Origin of the sequence: Nocardia sp. NPDC051981, assembly GCF_040680715.1 — a bacterium.
Classification (GTDB): domain Bacteria; phylum Actinomycetota; class Actinomycetes; order Mycobacteriales; family Mycobacteriaceae; genus Nocardia.
Genome location: NZ_JBFAXK010000018.1, coordinates 41658 through 56738, shown reverse-complemented (window position 1 = coordinate 56738; position 15081 = coordinate 41658). Strand labels below are relative to the sequence as shown.

Genomic DNA, 15081 nt, shown 5'->3' with positions numbered 1-15081 from the left:
GAAGTGTCGACTTCCAGCGTGGCACAGCGGCGTACGCCGTGATCGTGAATCGCATCGAAGGGTGGGTTTCCGACATTTGCCGGATTCGGCGCCGACTGGTCGTTCTGAGGGGGCCGGTTCCTCTCACTCCGGTTTGTGCGCGACCGCGAACACGCGACGGAACGGCAACCAGGTGACACCGTCCGGCTGTTGCGGATAGGCCGTTCGCAGCAGTGGCGCGAGCTCGGCCCGGAAGTCCTGCCACGCGGCATCGTCGAGTGCGTCGCGGACCGGACGCAGTGCGGTTCCGGTCACCCATTCCAGTACCGGATCATCCCCGGTCAGCGGCTGCAGATAGGTGGTCTCCCAGGCGTCCACCCGGCATCCGGCCGCGGTCAGCACCCCGGCGTATCCGGCGGGATCGGGCACCGCCTGCCGATCCAGAAGCCCCGCCGTCCCCAGTCGCTCCCGCCACCGCGGCGACGACGCGAGCTCTCGGATCGCGAGATGCGAAGGCGCATCGAAGTTCCCGGGCACCTGAATCGCCAGCCAGGCGCCGTCCGGCAGGGCTGCCACCCAATCCGGCAGCAGCGCAAGATGATCCGGTACCCACTGCAATACCGCATTGGTCACCACCACGTCGGTGTCCGGTGCGGGCCGCCAGTCGCGGACATCGGCGACAGTCGCGTCGATGCCGTGTTGCCTTGCCGCGGCGACCATGTCGGGTGAGGAGTCGAATGCCTCGAGGGCCGCTTCCGGCCACCTGGTCGCGAGTGCCGCGGTGAGATTGCCCGGCCCGCAGCCGACATCGGCCACCCGCCGGGGTTTGTCCGCGCCGACCCGCCCGACCAGGTCGAAGAACGGCCGCGCGCGCAGGTCGTCGAAGGCGAGGTACTTGTCCGGATCCCACATGGGCCCCTCCGTATGAACGTCGAATTTCCCAAACCGTACGTTCGTACTGTATTCCTGGCCAGGTTCCGGTGCAAGGATGTGACGGTCACCGGCGGCCGGATCCACGCAGGCGAGGACCCCGGTTATGAATGGGATTGCATCGTCATGCATAATCATTTGCAGGACGACGGAGCGCGCCAGAGGGACCGGGACGGGACCGCGGGGCAGCACACCGGTCGAGGGCCTATACGAACAATCGAGGAGCACACGGACTATGACCAAGCGCGTCGTACTCGCCTACTCCGGCGGGCTGGACACCTCAGTCGCCATCAGCTGGATCGGTAAGGAGACCGGCGCGGAGGTCGTCGCCGTCGCCATCGACCTCGGCCAGGGTGGCGAGGACATGAACGACGTGCGCCAGCGCGCGCTGGACTGCGGTGCTGTCGAGTCCATCGTCGTGGACGCCCGCGATGAGTTCGCCAACGAGTACTGCCTGCCGACCATCCAGGCCAACGCCCTCTACATGGGCCGCTACCCGCTGGTCTCGGCCATCTCCCGGCCGCTGATCGTCAAGCACCTGGTCGAGGCCGCCGAGTACCACGGCGCCGACACCGTCTCGCACGGCTGCACCGGCAAGGGCAACGACCAGGTCCGCTTCGAGGTCGGCATCGGCGCGCTCGCGCCCGACCTGAAGGTCATCGCCCCGGTCCGCGACTACGCCTGGACCCGTGAGAAGGCCATCGAGTTCGCCGGCGAGAACAAGCTGCCGATCAACGTGTCCAAGAAGTCGCCGTTCTCCATCGACCAGAACCTGTGGGGCCGCGCGGTCGAGACCGGCTTCCTCGAGGACCTGTGGAACGCCCCGACCAAGGACGTCTACGACTACACCGTCGACCCGACCGTCAACTTCGAGGCGCCCGACGAACTCATCGTCACCTTCGACAAGGGTGTGCCGGTCGCCATCGACGGCCGCCCGGTCACCATGCTCCAGGCCATCACCGAGCTGAACAAGCGGGCCGGCCGCCAGGGTGTGGGCCGCCTCGACATGGTCGAGGACCGGCTTGTCGGCATCAAGAGCCGCGAGATCTACGAGGCCCCCGGCGCCATCGCGCTGATCACCGCGCACCAGGAGATGGAAGCGGTCACCATCGAGCGCGAGCTGGGCCGCTACAAGCGGCAGGTCGAGCAGCGCTGGGGCGAGCTGGTGTACGACGGCCTGTGGTACTCGCCGCTGAAGCGCGCGCTGGACGCCTTCGTCGCCGAGACCCAGCAGCACGTGTCCGGTGATGTCCGGATGGTCCTGCACGGCGGCAGCGTCGTGGTCAACGGCCGTCGCTCCGACGAGTCGCTCTACGACTTCAACCTCGCCACCTACGACGAGGGCGACACCTTCGACCAGTCGCTGGCCAAGGGCTTCGTCCAGATCCACGGCCTGTCCTCCAAGGTCGCGGCGCGGCGGGATCTCAACAGCAAGTAGTAGCCTGCGACCGGAGCCGATTTGACTCGAGCGCCGGCCTAAGGAGACGCGCCCATGCGAACCGATGACGACAGTTGGGACATCACGGAGAGCGTGGGCGCGACCGCCATCGGCGTGTCGGCCATTCGCGCCTACGAGACCAGCCGCGAGGACGCCCTGTTCCACGACCCGTACGCGGCGAAGCTGGTGACCGCGGTCGGGTCCGAGGGCTGGAACGCCATGATGTCCGGGGCGCTGAGCCGCCGGAGCATCAGCGACGGCGACTACCAGGCCTGGTCGTTGGGCAATGTCCTGGTGGCCCGCACCGTCTACTTCGACGAGTATTTCGCCGCGGCCGTGCGAGCCGGGATCCGGCAGATCGTGATCCTGGCCGCCGGCCTGGACGCGCGGGCCTACCGGCTCGAATGGCCCTCGGACACCCGGATTTTCGAGCTCGATCAGCCGAAGGTGCTGGCGTTCAAGGCCCGGGCGCTCGCCGATGACGAGCCGGTGGCCGATCGCCGTGAGGTGCCGGTCGATCTGCGGCAGGACTGGCCGAAAGCCCTGCTGGACAAGGGGTTCGAACCGGATCAGCCGACCGCCTGGCTGGCCGAGGGGCTGCTGCGCTACCTGCCCGGGCACGCCCAGACTCAACTGCTCGAGCGCGTGGTGGAACTCAGCGCGCCGGGCAGCCGGATGGCGATCAACCTCGGCACCGGGTCCGGTGATCTGGACGACGAGTTCCGGGAGCGGCGCCGCAAGGTGATGGCGGATGCCGGGCTGAAGCTGGACCTGGAAGATCTGTTCTACCCGTGGGAGGGCCGCGAGGACCCCCGCAGCTGGTTCGCCATGCACCGCTGGCTGGTCACCGAGGGCGACCCGGTCGCCCTGCTCGAGGACCACGGCCGGGCCGTTCCCGAGGCGGTCCGGGCCGCCATGACCCAACACATTCTGATGACCGCGACGAAACCGCGAGGAGACGACACGCTATGACCCAGGGCGGCAGCACCAATGAAGGCGCGCTGTGGGGTGGACGCTTCGCGTCCGGCCCGGCCGCGGCGATGGCGGCGCTGAGCAAGTCGACCCACTTCGACTGGGCGCTCGCGCCGTACGACATTCGCGCCTCCAAGGCTCACGCGCGCGTGCTGCACAAGGCCGGGCTGCTGTCGGAGACCGACCTGGCGGGCATGCTCGCGGGCCTGGATCAGCTTGCGGCGGATGTGGAATCGGGCGCGTTCGGGCCCCTCGAATCCGATGAGGACGTGCACGGCGCGCTGGAGCGCGGGCTCATCGACCGGGTCGGCACCGAGCTGGGTGGCCGGCTGCGCGCGGGCCGCTCCCGCAACGACCAGGTGGCCACGCTGTTCCGCATGTGGCTGCGGGATGCGGTGCGGCGGATCGCCTCCGGCGTGCTGGACGTGGTGGACGCCCTGGTCGAGCAGGCCGCGGCGCACCCGGACGCGGTGATGCCGGGCAAGACCCACCTGCAGGCCGCCCAGCCGGTGCTGCTGGCCCACCACCTGCTCGCGCACGCCCACCCGCTGCTGCGCGACATCGACCGGATCCGCGACTTCGACAAGCGGGCCGCGGTGTCGCCGTACGGTTCCGGCGCGCTGGCGGGCTCCTCGCTGGGCCTGGATCCGGAAGCCATTGCCGCCGAACTGAATTTCGACTCCTCCGCCGCGAACTCCATCGACGCCACCTCCTCGCGCGACTTCGCCGCCGAGGCCGCGTTCGTGCTGGCCATGATCGCCGTCGACCTGAGTCGGATGGCCGAAGAGGTGATCATCTGGAGCACACCGGAATTCGGCTACATCACCCTGGCCGACGCCTGGTCCACCGGCTCCTCGATCATGCCGCAGAAGAAGAACCCGGACGTCTCCGAGCTCACCCGCGGCAAGGCGGGCCGCCTCATCGGCAATGTCACCGGCCTGCTCGCGACCCTGAAGGCTCAGCCGCTGGCCTACAACCGTGACCTGCAGGAGGACAAGGAGCCGGTCTTCGACTCGGTCGCCCAGCTCGAACTGCTGCTGCCGGCCATCGCGGGCCTGGTCTCCACCCTGACCTTCCACACCGACCGCATGGCCGAGCTCGCCCCCGCCGGCTTTACACTGGCCACCGATATCGCCGAATGGCTTGTCCGCCAGGGTGTTCCGTTCCGCGTCGCGCACGAGGCCGCGGGCGGTTGTGTCCGCGCCGCCGAGTCCCGCGGCGTCGGCCTGGACGAGCTCACCGACGCGGAGTTCGCCGCCGTCGACCCGGCCCTGACCCCCGGTGTTCGTGAGGTCCTCACCGTCGAAGGCTCCATCGCCTCCCGCAATGCCCGCGGCGGCACGGCCGGCACCCAGGTCGCCAAGCAGCTCGAGGAGGTGCGCGGCACCGCCGCCACCCAGCGCGCCTGGCTCAGCTGATACCCGAAACGGTAACGGCCCGTTGGGTTTCCGACCTGGAAACCCAACGGGCCGCCTTCGTCATCCGCGTCGGTAATTCATGTGCTTCGCGGCGGGCACCGCGGCACGACCGGCGTCGTGCACCTTGCCGTTCGCGGTGGTCTGCTGCTTCTTGTCGCCCTTCCCGCGCCGTTCGCGCCGCGACAACGGGCGTTCGGCGGGGTCCTCGGCAGGGATTTCGGGCAGCGGAAAGCGCTCGGGCATGAGTCCTCCTATAGGTATGCGTGACCGACGGACCGGGTTCGATCGCCGGTCGGAATCGGAAATGCCACAGGCGCGGTCGAATCGGCAGACCGCCGGGCATCAAGGGCGAAGCGCGCTCAGGAGAACAGGAACAGCCACATGCCGGGCACTGTAACCACAAGCGCGCATCCGCCGCATCCCATTTATTTCTCGTCAGCAGACTTGGTTCGTTCCAGCAGGTCAGTGAAGTTCGCGCGCAGCTCGTCGTAGGGTTCGATCGCGGCGGCCTCGCTTACCCACGCGCGGGGGCCGGTGGGAAGATCCTGACCGTACAGCCTGTTCAACACGTGTAAACCGATGCGGCGCAGTCGCGTACCTTGTCCGCGCAGCGCGGTCCGAATCAATGGCAGGACGTCGGCCTCTGCCACGCTGGCATCACCGATATAGCTCAGGACGAGGTCAAGGGCACCTTCCCCGTCGGAGCTCCCGATAATCCGCTCGGGATCCGGGCCCACCGCAATCTCGTCCAATGGCAGCACCTGGCCGGCCAGTCGCACGAGGGCGGTGTATTCGGGTTCGGGGGTGTGGGTGGCTGCCCAGTACCAGACATACTGATCGTGCGGCGGTTGTCGGAGACGGGACACGGCATGCGGATACGCGTCGATTCCGACCGCCTCAGAGCACATGAGCGCCAAGCGGAAGTTGGATTCGCCAGTGGGTTGATCCAGTGCCGACCGGACCTGTCGTGACCAGTCGGGGCGGGCCAGCAAGGCGGAGTATTGACCGAGCAGGCGTGAGATGTCCGCCTCTGGCCAATCGTGGTCGGGCGGAGGCTCTTTCAGCAGATTCTTCAACCGCCCGGCGGTATCGATGAGGGTGAGATTCAGGGGTGCGGAGGCGATCAGCTCGCCGAATCGAGCGAGGCAGGGGAGCGCGTCCGCGTAGTGCCGGATGTCCGAGCACGGTCCGGGCAAAGCGACGAGGGCGTCGAGGATTCCCGCGGCTCCGTGAAGGAGTTCGTCGTCGACCTCCGGTGCGAGCAGCGCGGTGTAGAGATCACCTGTGGTAGCGGCGAGATGGGCGAGGTACTCGTTCAGGATCTGATTGCGGAAGCCGCCGCGCAGCAGCCAGGACTTGATTCCGGGGTCCTGGGTTCCCCGCAAGCGCTCGACGGCGTGGATGCGACCCCAGCCGTCGACACGCTGGGCAAGGCGATGGATTGCCTGCTCTCGTTCGGGTTGGGAGTTGGCCAGGGCGACAATGGCATACAGGGTCAGGTCTTCCAACGCGCCGAGTAGTAGCAGTAATTCCTGATCGCGTGCGTCACCTGCCACGCCCAGCATGACGATGCCGAGCGCCACGGCATTGCGGCGAGTGCCATGTTCGGCCAGCCACCGTGCCAAGGCGCGCAGATCCTCGGCGGGGTGATCGAGTGCGCGCAGCTCTTTGATCAGATCATCGGCAACGTCAAGGGCACGGTACTCCGCGAGCCGATCATGCAGGGCAGTCAAGGTTTCGGCGTCGGGTGCCGAGAGCGCGGCCGCGACCGCGTCGATCAGCGTGGTGATGGGTGGAGATTCGTCGGACGCCGCTAGATGATGGGTTCGAATTCCGTCGAGGACGGTCGAACTCAGCAATCGCGAGCCGGTGGATTGCTCGTCTGGGAGCGGACCGCCACCGTCCGGCCACGGGCCGGGGCCATGTAATGCGGTGAGGCTGAGAGCGTGAGCGAGAAAAGTGGTCCGGTCATCCGGGAACTCGGGAGCCGACCACTGGCCGGGGATCACCGGCAGGGGCGCTTGGCGCCCTTTCCATTGAAGAAGATCACAGTAAGACGATAGAGCCAAAAGGCTGAAGAGACAAAAGATAAAAGATGCCTGGAGGAGGGAGAGAGGGTGGCCGAGCTTGCGAGGCCCCCTCACCGACCAGCCCCATTACGGCTCGGCCGTTCATCGTCTCTGTGTAGTTGTCAAAGAACCATGTGCTGGGGACGTTGGCGGTCTGGAGTTGTCGGTAAAGGTGGTGCGTGCACTTGGTGGGCGGGGAGCTGAGGTGTGGCTCCCGGTTGGGTGTCGGCTCCAGCGCGGCAGGGCGGGCGAGGCAACTACATCTCCCGTCACTGCGCACACATGTGGGACACCGGCCTCGGCGCTCACGCCACCCGTGAACCCCACTCCCGGCAACTGGATTCGATTCTGGCGGCCAGCTGCTCCGCCACGTGATGACGCTCGCTGATCTGTGGGGTTTGGGTGGGGTCGATGTGCTTGGGTGCGATCCATCCGCACCGTCCGGGGTGTGGTGAATCCTGGCCCATCACAATTGTTTTCCACCCGTCCCGACTGTTGTTGACGAGTGCGTGGCAGTGATCGCATGCCAACGTCAGGTTGTTCAGGTCGGTGGGTCCGCCGACGGCCCAGTCGGTGACGTGGTGGGCGGCGCACATGCTTGCCGGTGTTGATGGCGAGTTCGGCGGGGGAGATGCCGGGCGGGGCGGCGTTGACGCCGGACTCGGCCGCACTAACTCAGGGCCTGCTTCAGGAGGTCGGTGATGCGGGATTCGGTCTCGGGGGTCATGGCCTTCAGTGCGTAGTTGACGGCCCACAGGTCGCCGTCGTCGAGGTTGGCGATGTCGTTGAAGCCGAGGACGGCGTAGCGGGTCTTGAACTTGGCGGCGGTCTGGAAGAAGCAGACGATCTTGCCGTCACGCATGTAGGAGGGCATGCCGTACCAGGTCTTGCAGGTGAGTTCGGGGGCCACGGATTTGATGAGGGCGTGGAGGCGTTCGGCGATCTCGCGGTCGGTGCCGGTCATTTCGGCGATCTTGGCCAGGACGTCCTGTTCGCCGTCGGCCTTGGCGGAGCGGGAGCCCCGGCGGGCGGCGGTCTTCAGTTCCGCGGCATGGGCTTTCATGGCGGCACGCTCTTCGGCGCTGAAGCCGACGGTGATCTTCTTGGCGGCGGTCTTCTTGGTGGTGGTTTCGGCGGCCATGGCTGGATTCCTTTGCGGGAGTGGGGGAGAGGACTGGGTGCGGGAGTGGTTAACGGTCCTGGATGAGGCCCAGGACATTGCCGTCGCCATCGGTGAGGGTGGCGACCAGGCGTCCGCTGCCCACCTCGCGTGCGGGTTGCTGGACGGTCGCGCCGGCGGCGGTGAGCTCGGCGACCTTGGCCTCGATATCGCCGACGTGCCAGTAGGAGACTGGGGCGGCTGGGCTCTGCGGGCTGCCCGCGGGGACGAGGCCGATGTGCTGGCCCTCGGACTCGAAACCGATGTAGTAGGGCGAGTCGGTCTGGGGCTCGATGCCCAGCAGCGCGGTGTAGACGGTCTTCGCGGCGGCGAGGTCGGAGACGGGGTGCAGCACGGTCCTGATGCCCAGCGTGGTCATGATTTCTCCTGGTGAGTGCGGGTCCGAAGCGACCTTGCGGTCCGATTGGTTCCTGCGAACCCGGTGTGCATTCAGCTTCGCTCCCGGGGCCCCTCGGTCACATCCGTGGTGACCACGGAATCCACCACGGAGAGCCACACCGAACCCATCGGTGCCGTCGTCGGGCGGCGGATGCGGCAGACTGAATTCATGGCTGTGACGTCGGAAATCTCCACTCGCGAGGCGGAAGTGCTGACCCTGGTGGGCGAGTACCTCAGTAATGCCGAGATCGGTGCGCGACTGTTCATCTCGGTGCGCACGGTGGAGAGCCACGTGTCCTCGCTGCTGCGGAAACTGGACATGCCCGACCGGCGGGCCCTGGCCCTGCGCGCCGCCGCTACCCGCGCCGCGAGCCCGCGATCCGCGCCGGCGCTGCCGAAACCGTTGACCTCGTTCATCGGTCGCACGGGGGAGCGGGCCGAGCTCGCCGAACTGATCAAGACGCAGCGGCAGGTGACCGCGGTCGGACCCGGCGGCGTCGGCAAGACCCGGCTCGCCCTGGCGGTGGTGGCGGACGTGGCCGCCGACTTCGCCGACGGCGTGTGGTTCGTCGACCTGGTGCCGATCACCAGCCCGGACATGTGTGTGGTCGCGGGCACCGTCGCCATGGCGCTCGGCATCGGGGAGCAGCCCGGCCGCGGCTTCGACCGGGCCGTGCTGGCCGCGCTCGCCGACCGGAACGCGCTGCTGGTGCTGGACAATTGCGAACATGTGCGGGACGGCGTCGCCCCCTTCGCGGAGCAGTTGCTGGCGGCGTGCCCGGGGATGAGCGTGCTGGCCACCAGCCGCGCCCGGCTGATGGTGCCGTTCGAGCGCGTGTACACCGTCCCGCCGATGTCGCTTGCTGGGGACGGTGATTCGGACGCGGTCGCCCTGTTCATGGATCGCGCGGCGGCGGGCGGCTGGCCGCCCAACCACGCCATGCGCGACCAGGTCGCTACCTTCTGCGAACGCCTCGACGGCGTGGCGCTGGCCATCGAGCTGGCGGCCGCCCGCTGGACCACACTCGGATTGGACGGTCTCGCAGCCGGTTTGGACGATCAGCTGCGCATGCTCGCCGGCGGCGCCCGCGCCGACGATCGGCATCGCTCGGTGCGCGCGGCCCTGGACTGGAGCCACGCCTTGCTCGAATCCGAGGACCGGATGCTGCTGCGGCGGATCTCCGTGTTCATGACCTCGTTCCCCGTCGAGGCGGCGGCCGACGCGGCGGGCCTCGACAAGGGTGCGGTGGCAGCCGGATTGGCGCGACTGGCCGAACAGAGCCTGCTTGTGGTGACCGATACGCCGGCCGGTACCCAATTTCGCGCGCTGGAGACCATCCGGCAGTACGGGCTCGAACAGCTCGAGGCGGCCGGCGAGGTGACGGACGCCCGCGCCGGGCATCTGCGCTGGTGCCTGGCCGAGGCGGGCGACCTCTCGGTGGTGCGTGCCGACTGGCGGGCCCGATTCGATGCCGCCGCAGACGATTTCCGCGCGGCGCTCGGCTGGGCCTGCGAACAACCCGACCATCGAAGCGACGCCTACGGCCTGGCGCGGCTACTGGCTCCCCTGATGTTCACCCGGCACCTCACCGGCGAATCCCAATGGCGCTACGAGCAGGCCGCCCACCTCGCCGACGACCCGGCCGCCGCCGCGGAACTGCTGCGGCACGCCGCGGCCGTAGCCGGCTGCCAGGGCAATGGCGACGACATGTACCGCCTGCATAACGCCGCCGCCGAATTCGCCCAGCGCGCCGGGGATTCCGCCGCCGCGTCCATCGACCTGGCGACCGCGGCATCCGCCTATCGATTCTGGGGCAAGTTCGAGCGCATCCCGGCCCGCGAAGACCTGGTCGCACTCATCGCCGAGGCGCGCCGCCTCGCCACCGCACCAACGTCCGCCGCTCCGCCCGACATAACGTCGGACGTTGCGGCGGGTGCGGATACCGCGCCGGCTTCCGCTACTCCGACCGATATCGCTCGGGCCGGGGGTGTCACGGTTGATCCGGCTCGGGCGGAGGCTGCTCGGGCTGCCATCGCCCTGGCCGAGACCGTCGTTCTCGCCAATCCCTTCGGTGCGCCGCAGTGCGTTACCGATGTTCCTGCGCCGGAGGTGGTTTCGAGTGCGGAGCGAGCTGTCGAGCTCATGCACGGCACCCGGGACCCGTTCGCCGAATCCGCTGCCCTCGATGCTCTCGCCGCCGCTCAGAGCCGCGCCGGGGAATTGCGCGCCGCCGCGGCCACCGCACGGCGGCGCCTCCGGTTGCTCTCGACCACGCCGGACAACCCGGCCGGTACCCACGAACTGATCGACGCGCTCGGTCAGGCCACCGAATTCGGTCTCGGGGCGGGCGATCTGGCCGGAGCGCGCCGCTGGGGACGGCAGCTTGCCGAGCACCCGATGCTGGCCGAGGTAGGGCACACCGCGACCAGCCGCCTGCTGGTGGCGGATGCGTTGGCGGGCAATGTCGATGACGTCCTCGCACATAGCGCGCGCTTCCTCGAAGCCTGGCATCGCGAGGAGCGCCCGGCCCGCGCGGCGCTCGGCGCGGCCGTAGCCGGCGTACGCATGATCCACGGCCTGCGCGACGACTACGACGCCGAACGCGAATGGACCGGCGTGCTTCAGCAACTCGGCACCCCGGCCACGGATGCCGATGGCTACCAGGCCGTTTTCGACGCATTGCTCATGCTGCACCACGGCCAGCCGGAGGACGCGCTGGAACGCACCGAACTGACCCCGGCCGAGGCTCGCACCCGGGTGACCGGCGCGTGGCTGCCCTGGTACCTAGCCCTGCATGCCGAAGCCGCCGCCCTGACCGGGAACACCACCACATCAGGCGATCTCGCACCAGCGCGGACCGAGGTCACCGGAAACCCGGTGGCCACGGCCATCATCGACCGGGCCGAAGCCCTGCTGGCCAAGGACCGCGACCAATTGCTTTCCACCGCAACCACTTTCGAGGCCGCAGGCTGCGTCTACCAGTCGGCCCGAACCCGGATTCTGGCCGGTGGCGCAGAGGCCGCCGAGGGCGCCGCCATGCTCACCACCCTGGGCGTGGCCCCGATGACCGCACTCGTGCACCTCTAACGGTTCAGCCGCGCGTACTCTGCTCCGCCGCCCCGGACCACGACGTAGTCTGGCACCTCGCCAGCTGAGCGTGGAGGCGCGGAAACCCACCCGGTAAACAGACGGGCATCGGTCTCAGCCCGAACTCGCGGATCGGGCCGGGCTGAAGCAATCTGCGGTGGCGAGGTTCGAGGCCGGGGGTACCATGCCGACGATTCCGATGCTCGAGCGGTTTGCCGAGGCGCTGGAGTTGCGGCTGAGCGTCGAGTTTCATCGGTTGCCGGGCGCGGAGTGAAGGGTGGTTACTGTGCGGGTATGACTTTGTTGTTGCTGGCGTTGGCGATTGTGTGTGAGGTGACGGCGACTGTTTCGCTGAAGATCTCGGAGGGGTTCAGCAGGCTGGTTCCTTCGATCATCGTGGTGATCGGGTACGGGGCGGCGTTCTATTTCCTGTCGCAGGCTTTGAAGCGGGGGATGGCCATCGGGGTGGCGTATGGGATCTGGTCTGCGGTGGGGGTGGTGGCGGTGGCGACCATCGGGGCGTTGTTCCTGAACGAGGGGATCACGGCGGTGCAGATCGGGGGGATCGCGCTGGTGATCGCGGGGGTGCTGGCGCTGGAACTCGGTGGGGCGCACTGACCGTGGGTGGTGCGGCCCCCGCTGTCGTCAATCCTGCACGCGCACAAGGTATCCGGCGTCCGCGAGGGCGGTGAGCATCTCGTCGCGGTGGGCGGGGCCGCGGGTTTCGAGGGTGAGCAGCACCTCGACCTCGTCGATGGCGAGCCAGGCGCCGGTGCGGGAGTGGACCACGTCCAGGACGCTGGCGCCAGTGCGGCCGAGCTCGGCGAGCAGGCGGGACAGGCTGCCGGGACGGTCCGAGATGGTGACGCGGGCGGCGAGGTAGCGGCCGGCGGCGCTGAGGCCGTGGCCGATCACGCGGGTCAGCAGCAGCGGGTCGATATTGCCGCCGGAGAGGATGGCGCAGACCGGGCCCTCCAGCGTGAGTTCGGCTGGGCTGCAGGCCATCAGCGCCGCGACGCCCGCCGCGCCCGCGGGCTCGACGATCAGCTTGGCCCGCTCCATGCACAGCAGCAGCGCCTTGGACAGCGCGTCCTCGTCGACGGTGACGATGGTGGGCGCGCTGTTCACGATGTGCTCGAACGGCACCTCACCGGGCCGGCCCACCGCGATGCCGTCGGCCATGGTGGACATCTGTTCCAACGCCACCGGCTTCCCGGCCGCGAGCGAGGCGGGCCAGGCGGCGGCCTCGGCGGCCTGCACACCGATCACCCGGACCTGCGGCCGCAGCCGCTGCGCCGCCGCGGCCACCCCCGCGAGCAGGCCGCCACCCCCCGTCGGCACCAGCACCGTGCCGACATCCGGCAGCTGATCGAGGATTTCGAGCCCGACCGTCGCCTGCCCGGCCACGATGTCGATGTGATCGAACGGGTGCACCAGCGTCGCTCCGGTGCGCTCCGCGAAATCCCGTGCGGCGGAGAGCGATTGGTCGATGGTGTCACCCACCTGGTGCACGGTCGCGCCGTAGGCCCTGGTGGCCACCAGTTTCGGCAGCGCCGCACCCACCGGCATGAATACCGTGGCATCGATCCCGAGCGAGGTCGCCGCCCACGCGACCCCCTGCGCGTGATTGCCCGCGCTGGCCGCCACCACCCCGTGCGCCCGCTCGGCCGCGGACAGATTGGCGATCCGGTTGTAGGCGCCGCGCGGCTTGAACGATCCGGTGCGCTGCAGGTTCTCGCACTTCAGCCAGACGTCGTGCCCGATGCGCTCCGACAGCACCCGTGAGGCCACCACGGGAGTCCGCCGGATTACCGGTGTCAGCAGGGTCGCCGCCGCTTCGATCCGCGCCATGAGCTCCATGCGGGCCATGTTGCCAGGTATTCACGTGCCTGTCGTTCGCGAAAGATATATGGATCACGCAATAACCCGGAAACCGAAAAGCAATCCACGGGGAACGGCTCGTTCCTACCTTGAGCCCACCATCATCGGCTTTCGGATCGGATACACCCCATGACCGACATCGTCACCCCCGCGTCGGCGGGCGCGGAGCCCGCCGCGGCGACACCCGCTCCAGATTACGACCCCAGGCTCACCAATGACGATCTCGCCCCCCTGAAGAAACAGACCTGGGGCTCGTACCACATCTTCGCCTTCTGGATGTCGGATGTGCACAGCGTCGGCGGATACGTCACGGCGGGCAGCCTTTTCGCCCTCGGCCTGGCCGGCTGGCAGGTGCTGGCCGCCCTGCTCATCGGTATCACGATCGTATATTTCCTGTGCAATCTGGTGGCCGCGCCCAGCCAGCGGGCGGGCGTGCCGTATCCGGTCATGTGCCGCAGCGCCTTCGGCGTGAAGGGCGCGAACATCCCGGCCATCATCCGCGGCCTGATCGCGGTGGCCTGGTACGGGATTCAGACCTACCTGGCCTCGGCGGCGCTGATCGTGGTGGCGGTCAAGCTCTTCCCGAGCCTCGCGCCGTACGCGAAGTCCGGTGACTACGGTTTCCTCGGCCTGTCGCTGCTGGGCTGGTGCGCCTACCTGGTGCTGTGGGTGGTGCAGGCGGCCGTGTTCTGGCAGGGCATGGAGTCCATCCGCAAGTTCATCGACTTCTGCGGTCCCGCCGTGTATGTCGTCATGTTCCTCCTGTGCGGGTACCTGATCTACAAGGCCGGCTGGAGCGCCATCGACCTGCAGCCGGGCGCGGTGAAGTACCACGGCTGGGACGCGTTGCCCGTGGTCCTGGGCGCGATCGCGCTGGTGGTGTCCTACTTCTGCGGGCCGATGCTGAACTTCGGTGACTTCTCCCGTTACAGCAAGTCCATGGCGGCGGTGAAGCGCGGCAACCTGCTCGGGCTGCCGGTCAACTTCCTGGCGTTCTCGCTGCTGGTGGTGATCACCGCGTCGCTGACCATCCCGGTGTACGGCGAACTCATCACCGATCCGGTCGAGACCGTTTCGCGCATCGACTCCACCTTCGCCATCGTGCTGGGCGCGCTGACCTTCACCATCGCCACCGTCGGCATCAATATCGTCGCCAACTTCATCTCCCCGGCCTTCGACTTCTCGCACGTGAGCCCGCAGAAGATCAGCTGGCGCATGGGCGGGATGATCGCCGCGGTCGGTTCGGTGCTGATCACGCCGTGGAACCTGTACAACAACCCGGACGTCATCCACTACACCCTCGAGGTGCTGGGTGCGTTCATCGGCCCGCTGTTCGGGGTGCTCATCGCCGACTACTACCTGGTGCGCAAGCGGACCATCGTGGTGGACGACCTGTTCACCATGGCCGAGCGCGGAAAGTACTGGTACCGCAACGGGTTCAATCCGGTCGCGGTGATCGCCACCGTGATCGGCGCCATCGCGGCGGTGTTCCCGGTGCTGGCCAAGGACGTCTACGGCATGCACACCGCGGCCCAGTACAGCTGGTTCATCGGATGCGGTCTGGCGCTGGTCATCTACTACGCGCTGGCCACACGCACGACGCTCATGGCCGAAGCCTGAGGGGATATCCCTGGCAGCGATGCGGGTCGCTGCCAGGGATTTGCTGGACAAGTTATAGACCGTCTCCTGAAAGTGTGTCCGGCGTAACATATTCCGCACGGATTAGCGTATTAAAGCGCACAGCAGGA

13 protein-coding genes and 1 pseudogene are annotated in these 15081 nt (G+C 68.0%); 7 read left to right on the top strand and 7 right to left on the bottom strand.

What is annotated here, in order from left to right; translation table 11 throughout:
• Positions 1 to 123: 123 nt before the first annotated feature.
• Positions 124 to 891, bottom strand: a complete 768-nt coding sequence (locus tag AB0L60_RS27605) for a trans-aconitate 2-methyltransferase (protein WP_364619336.1) — start codon at positions 889 to 891, stop codon at positions 124 to 126.
• Between the two features lie 253 nt (positions 892 to 1144).
• Here AB0L60_RS27605 and AB0L60_RS27600 point away from each other — a divergent pair, with 253 nt between their 5' ends.
• The 3 genes from AB0L60_RS27600 to argH are packed head-to-tail and all read left to right on the top strand — an operon-like array spanning position 1145 to position 4737.
• On the top strand, positions 1145 to 2347 hold the full coding sequence (locus AB0L60_RS27600; RefSeq protein ID WP_364619333.1) for an argininosuccinate synthase: 1203 nt from the start codon (positions 1145 to 1147) through the stop codon (positions 2345 to 2347).
• A gap of 54 nt (positions 2348 to 2401) precedes the next feature.
• Positions 2402 to 3319, top strand: coding sequence for a class I SAM-dependent methyltransferase (locus AB0L60_RS27595; RefSeq protein ID WP_364619330.1), 918 nt, complete (start codon positions 2402 to 2404; stop codon positions 3317 to 3319).
• Positions 3316 to 4737 carry an argininosuccinate lyase gene (gene argH, locus AB0L60_RS27590; protein WP_364619327.1) on the top strand — a complete coding sequence of 474 codons (1422 nt, stop codon included), beginning with the start codon at positions 3316 to 3318 and terminating at the stop codon, positions 4735 to 4737. The genes AB0L60_RS27595 and argH overlap by 4 nt, the downstream gene beginning before the upstream one ends.
• A gap of 60 nt (positions 4738 to 4797) precedes the next feature.
• Here the strand turns inward: argH and AB0L60_RS27585 are convergent, their stop codons facing one another.
• From AB0L60_RS27585 to AB0L60_RS27565, 5 genes are all read right to left on the bottom strand, one after another.
• Complete coding sequence (locus AB0L60_RS27585; protein ID WP_354848491.1) at positions 4798 to 4980, bottom strand: hypothetical protein; 183 nt, start codon at positions 4978 to 4980, stop codon at positions 4798 to 4800.
• A gap of 182 nt (positions 4981 to 5162) precedes the next feature.
• Entirely contained in the window at positions 5163 to 6881 is a 1719-nt protein-coding gene (locus AB0L60_RS27580) for a hypothetical protein (RefSeq protein ID WP_364619323.1), read from the bottom strand.
• 230 nt (positions 6882 to 7111) lie between these two features.
• Positions 7112 to 7402 (bottom strand): HNH endonuclease signature motif containing protein, encoded by a 291-nt coding sequence (locus AB0L60_RS27575; protein WP_364619320.1) that lies wholly within the window; start codon positions 7400 to 7402, stop codon positions 7112 to 7114.
• A 74-nt stretch (positions 7403 to 7476) separates the two neighbouring features.
• On the bottom strand, positions 7477 to 7947 hold the full coding sequence (locus AB0L60_RS27570; RefSeq protein ID WP_364619317.1) for a DUF1801 domain-containing protein: 471 nt from the start codon (positions 7945 to 7947) through the stop codon (positions 7477 to 7479).
• 49 nt (positions 7948 to 7996) lie between these two features.
• Positions 7997 to 8344, bottom strand: coding sequence for a VOC family protein (locus AB0L60_RS27565; protein WP_364619314.1), 348 nt, complete (start codon positions 8342 to 8344; stop codon positions 7997 to 7999).
• A 189-nt stretch (positions 8345 to 8533) separates the two neighbouring features.
• Between AB0L60_RS27565 and AB0L60_RS27560 the strand changes: the two genes are divergently transcribed.
• From AB0L60_RS27560 to AB0L60_RS27550, 3 genes and pseudogenes are all read left to right on the top strand, one after another.
• Positions 8534 to 11452: a LuxR C-terminal-related transcriptional regulator gene (locus tag AB0L60_RS27560; protein ID WP_364619312.1), complete on the top strand. Its 2919-nt coding sequence runs from the start codon at positions 8534 to 8536 to the stop codon at positions 11450 to 11452.
• A gap of 124 nt (positions 11453 to 11576) precedes the next feature.
• Positions 11577 to 11726: pseudogene (locus AB0L60_RS27555) on the top strand (helix-turn-helix transcriptional regulator); the annotation flags it as partial.
• 20 nt (positions 11727 to 11746) lie between these two features.
• Positions 11747 to 12070, top strand: coding sequence for a multidrug efflux SMR transporter (locus tag AB0L60_RS27550; RefSeq protein ID WP_364619309.1), 324 nt, complete (start codon positions 11747 to 11749; stop codon positions 12068 to 12070).
• Between the two features lie 27 nt (positions 12071 to 12097).
• On the opposite strand, the gene ilvA is transcribed toward AB0L60_RS27550, so the two are convergent.
• Entirely contained in the window at positions 12098 to 13321 is a 1224-nt protein-coding gene (gene ilvA, locus AB0L60_RS27545; RefSeq protein WP_364619306.1) for a threonine ammonia-lyase, read from the bottom strand.
• A gap of 141 nt (positions 13322 to 13462) precedes the next feature.
• On the opposite strand from ilvA, the gene AB0L60_RS27540 reads away from it, so the two are divergent.
• A complete protein-coding gene (locus AB0L60_RS27540; RefSeq protein WP_364619303.1) occupies positions 13463 to 14953 on the top strand; it encodes an NCS1 family nucleobase:cation symporter-1 in 1491 nt (496 codons plus the stop codon).
• Positions 14954 to 15081: the final 128 nt, after the last annotated feature.

Excerpts from the sequence above, each read along its gene's own strand:
- AB0L60_RS27605 (WP_364619336.1), bottom strand. The coding sequence starts at position 891 with ATGTGGGATCCGGACAAGTACCTCGCCTTCGACGACCTGCGCGCGCGG.
- AB0L60_RS27600 (WP_364619333.1), top strand. The coding sequence starts at position 1,145 with ATGACCAAGCGCGTCGTACTCGCCTACTCCGGCGGGCTGGACACCTCA.
- AB0L60_RS27595 (WP_364619330.1), top strand. The coding sequence starts at position 2,402 with ATGCGAACCGATGACGACAGTTGGGACATCACGGAGAGCGTGGGCGCG.
- argH (WP_364619327.1), top strand. The coding sequence starts at position 3,316 with ATGACCCAGGGCGGCAGCACCAATGAAGGCGCGCTGTGGGGTGGACGC.
- AB0L60_RS27585 (WP_354848491.1), bottom strand. The coding sequence starts at position 4,980 with ATGCCCGAGCGCTTTCCGCTGCCCGAAATCCCTGCCGAGGACCCCGCC.
- AB0L60_RS27575 (WP_364619320.1), bottom strand. The coding sequence starts at position 7,402 with ATGTGCGCCGCCCACCACGTCACCGACTGGGCCGTCGGCGGACCCACC.
- AB0L60_RS27570 (WP_364619317.1), bottom strand. The coding sequence starts at position 7,947 with ATGGCCGCCGAAACCACCACCAAGAAGACCGCCGCCAAGAAGATCACC.
- AB0L60_RS27565 (WP_364619314.1), bottom strand. The coding sequence starts at position 8,344 with ATGACCACGCTGGGCATCAGGACCGTGCTGCACCCCGTCTCCGACCTC.
- AB0L60_RS27560 (WP_364619312.1), top strand. The coding sequence starts at position 8,534 with ATGGCTGTGACGTCGGAAATCTCCACTCGCGAGGCGGAAGTGCTGACC.
- AB0L60_RS27550 (WP_364619309.1), top strand. The coding sequence starts at position 11,747 with ATGACTTTGTTGTTGCTGGCGTTGGCGATTGTGTGTGAGGTGACGGCG.
- ilvA (WP_364619306.1), bottom strand. The coding sequence starts at position 13,321 with ATGGCCCGCATGGAGCTCATGGCGCGGATCGAAGCGGCGGCGACCCTG.
- AB0L60_RS27540 (WP_364619303.1), top strand. The coding sequence starts at position 13,463 with ATGACCGACATCGTCACCCCCGCGTCGGCGGGCGCGGAGCCCGCCGCG.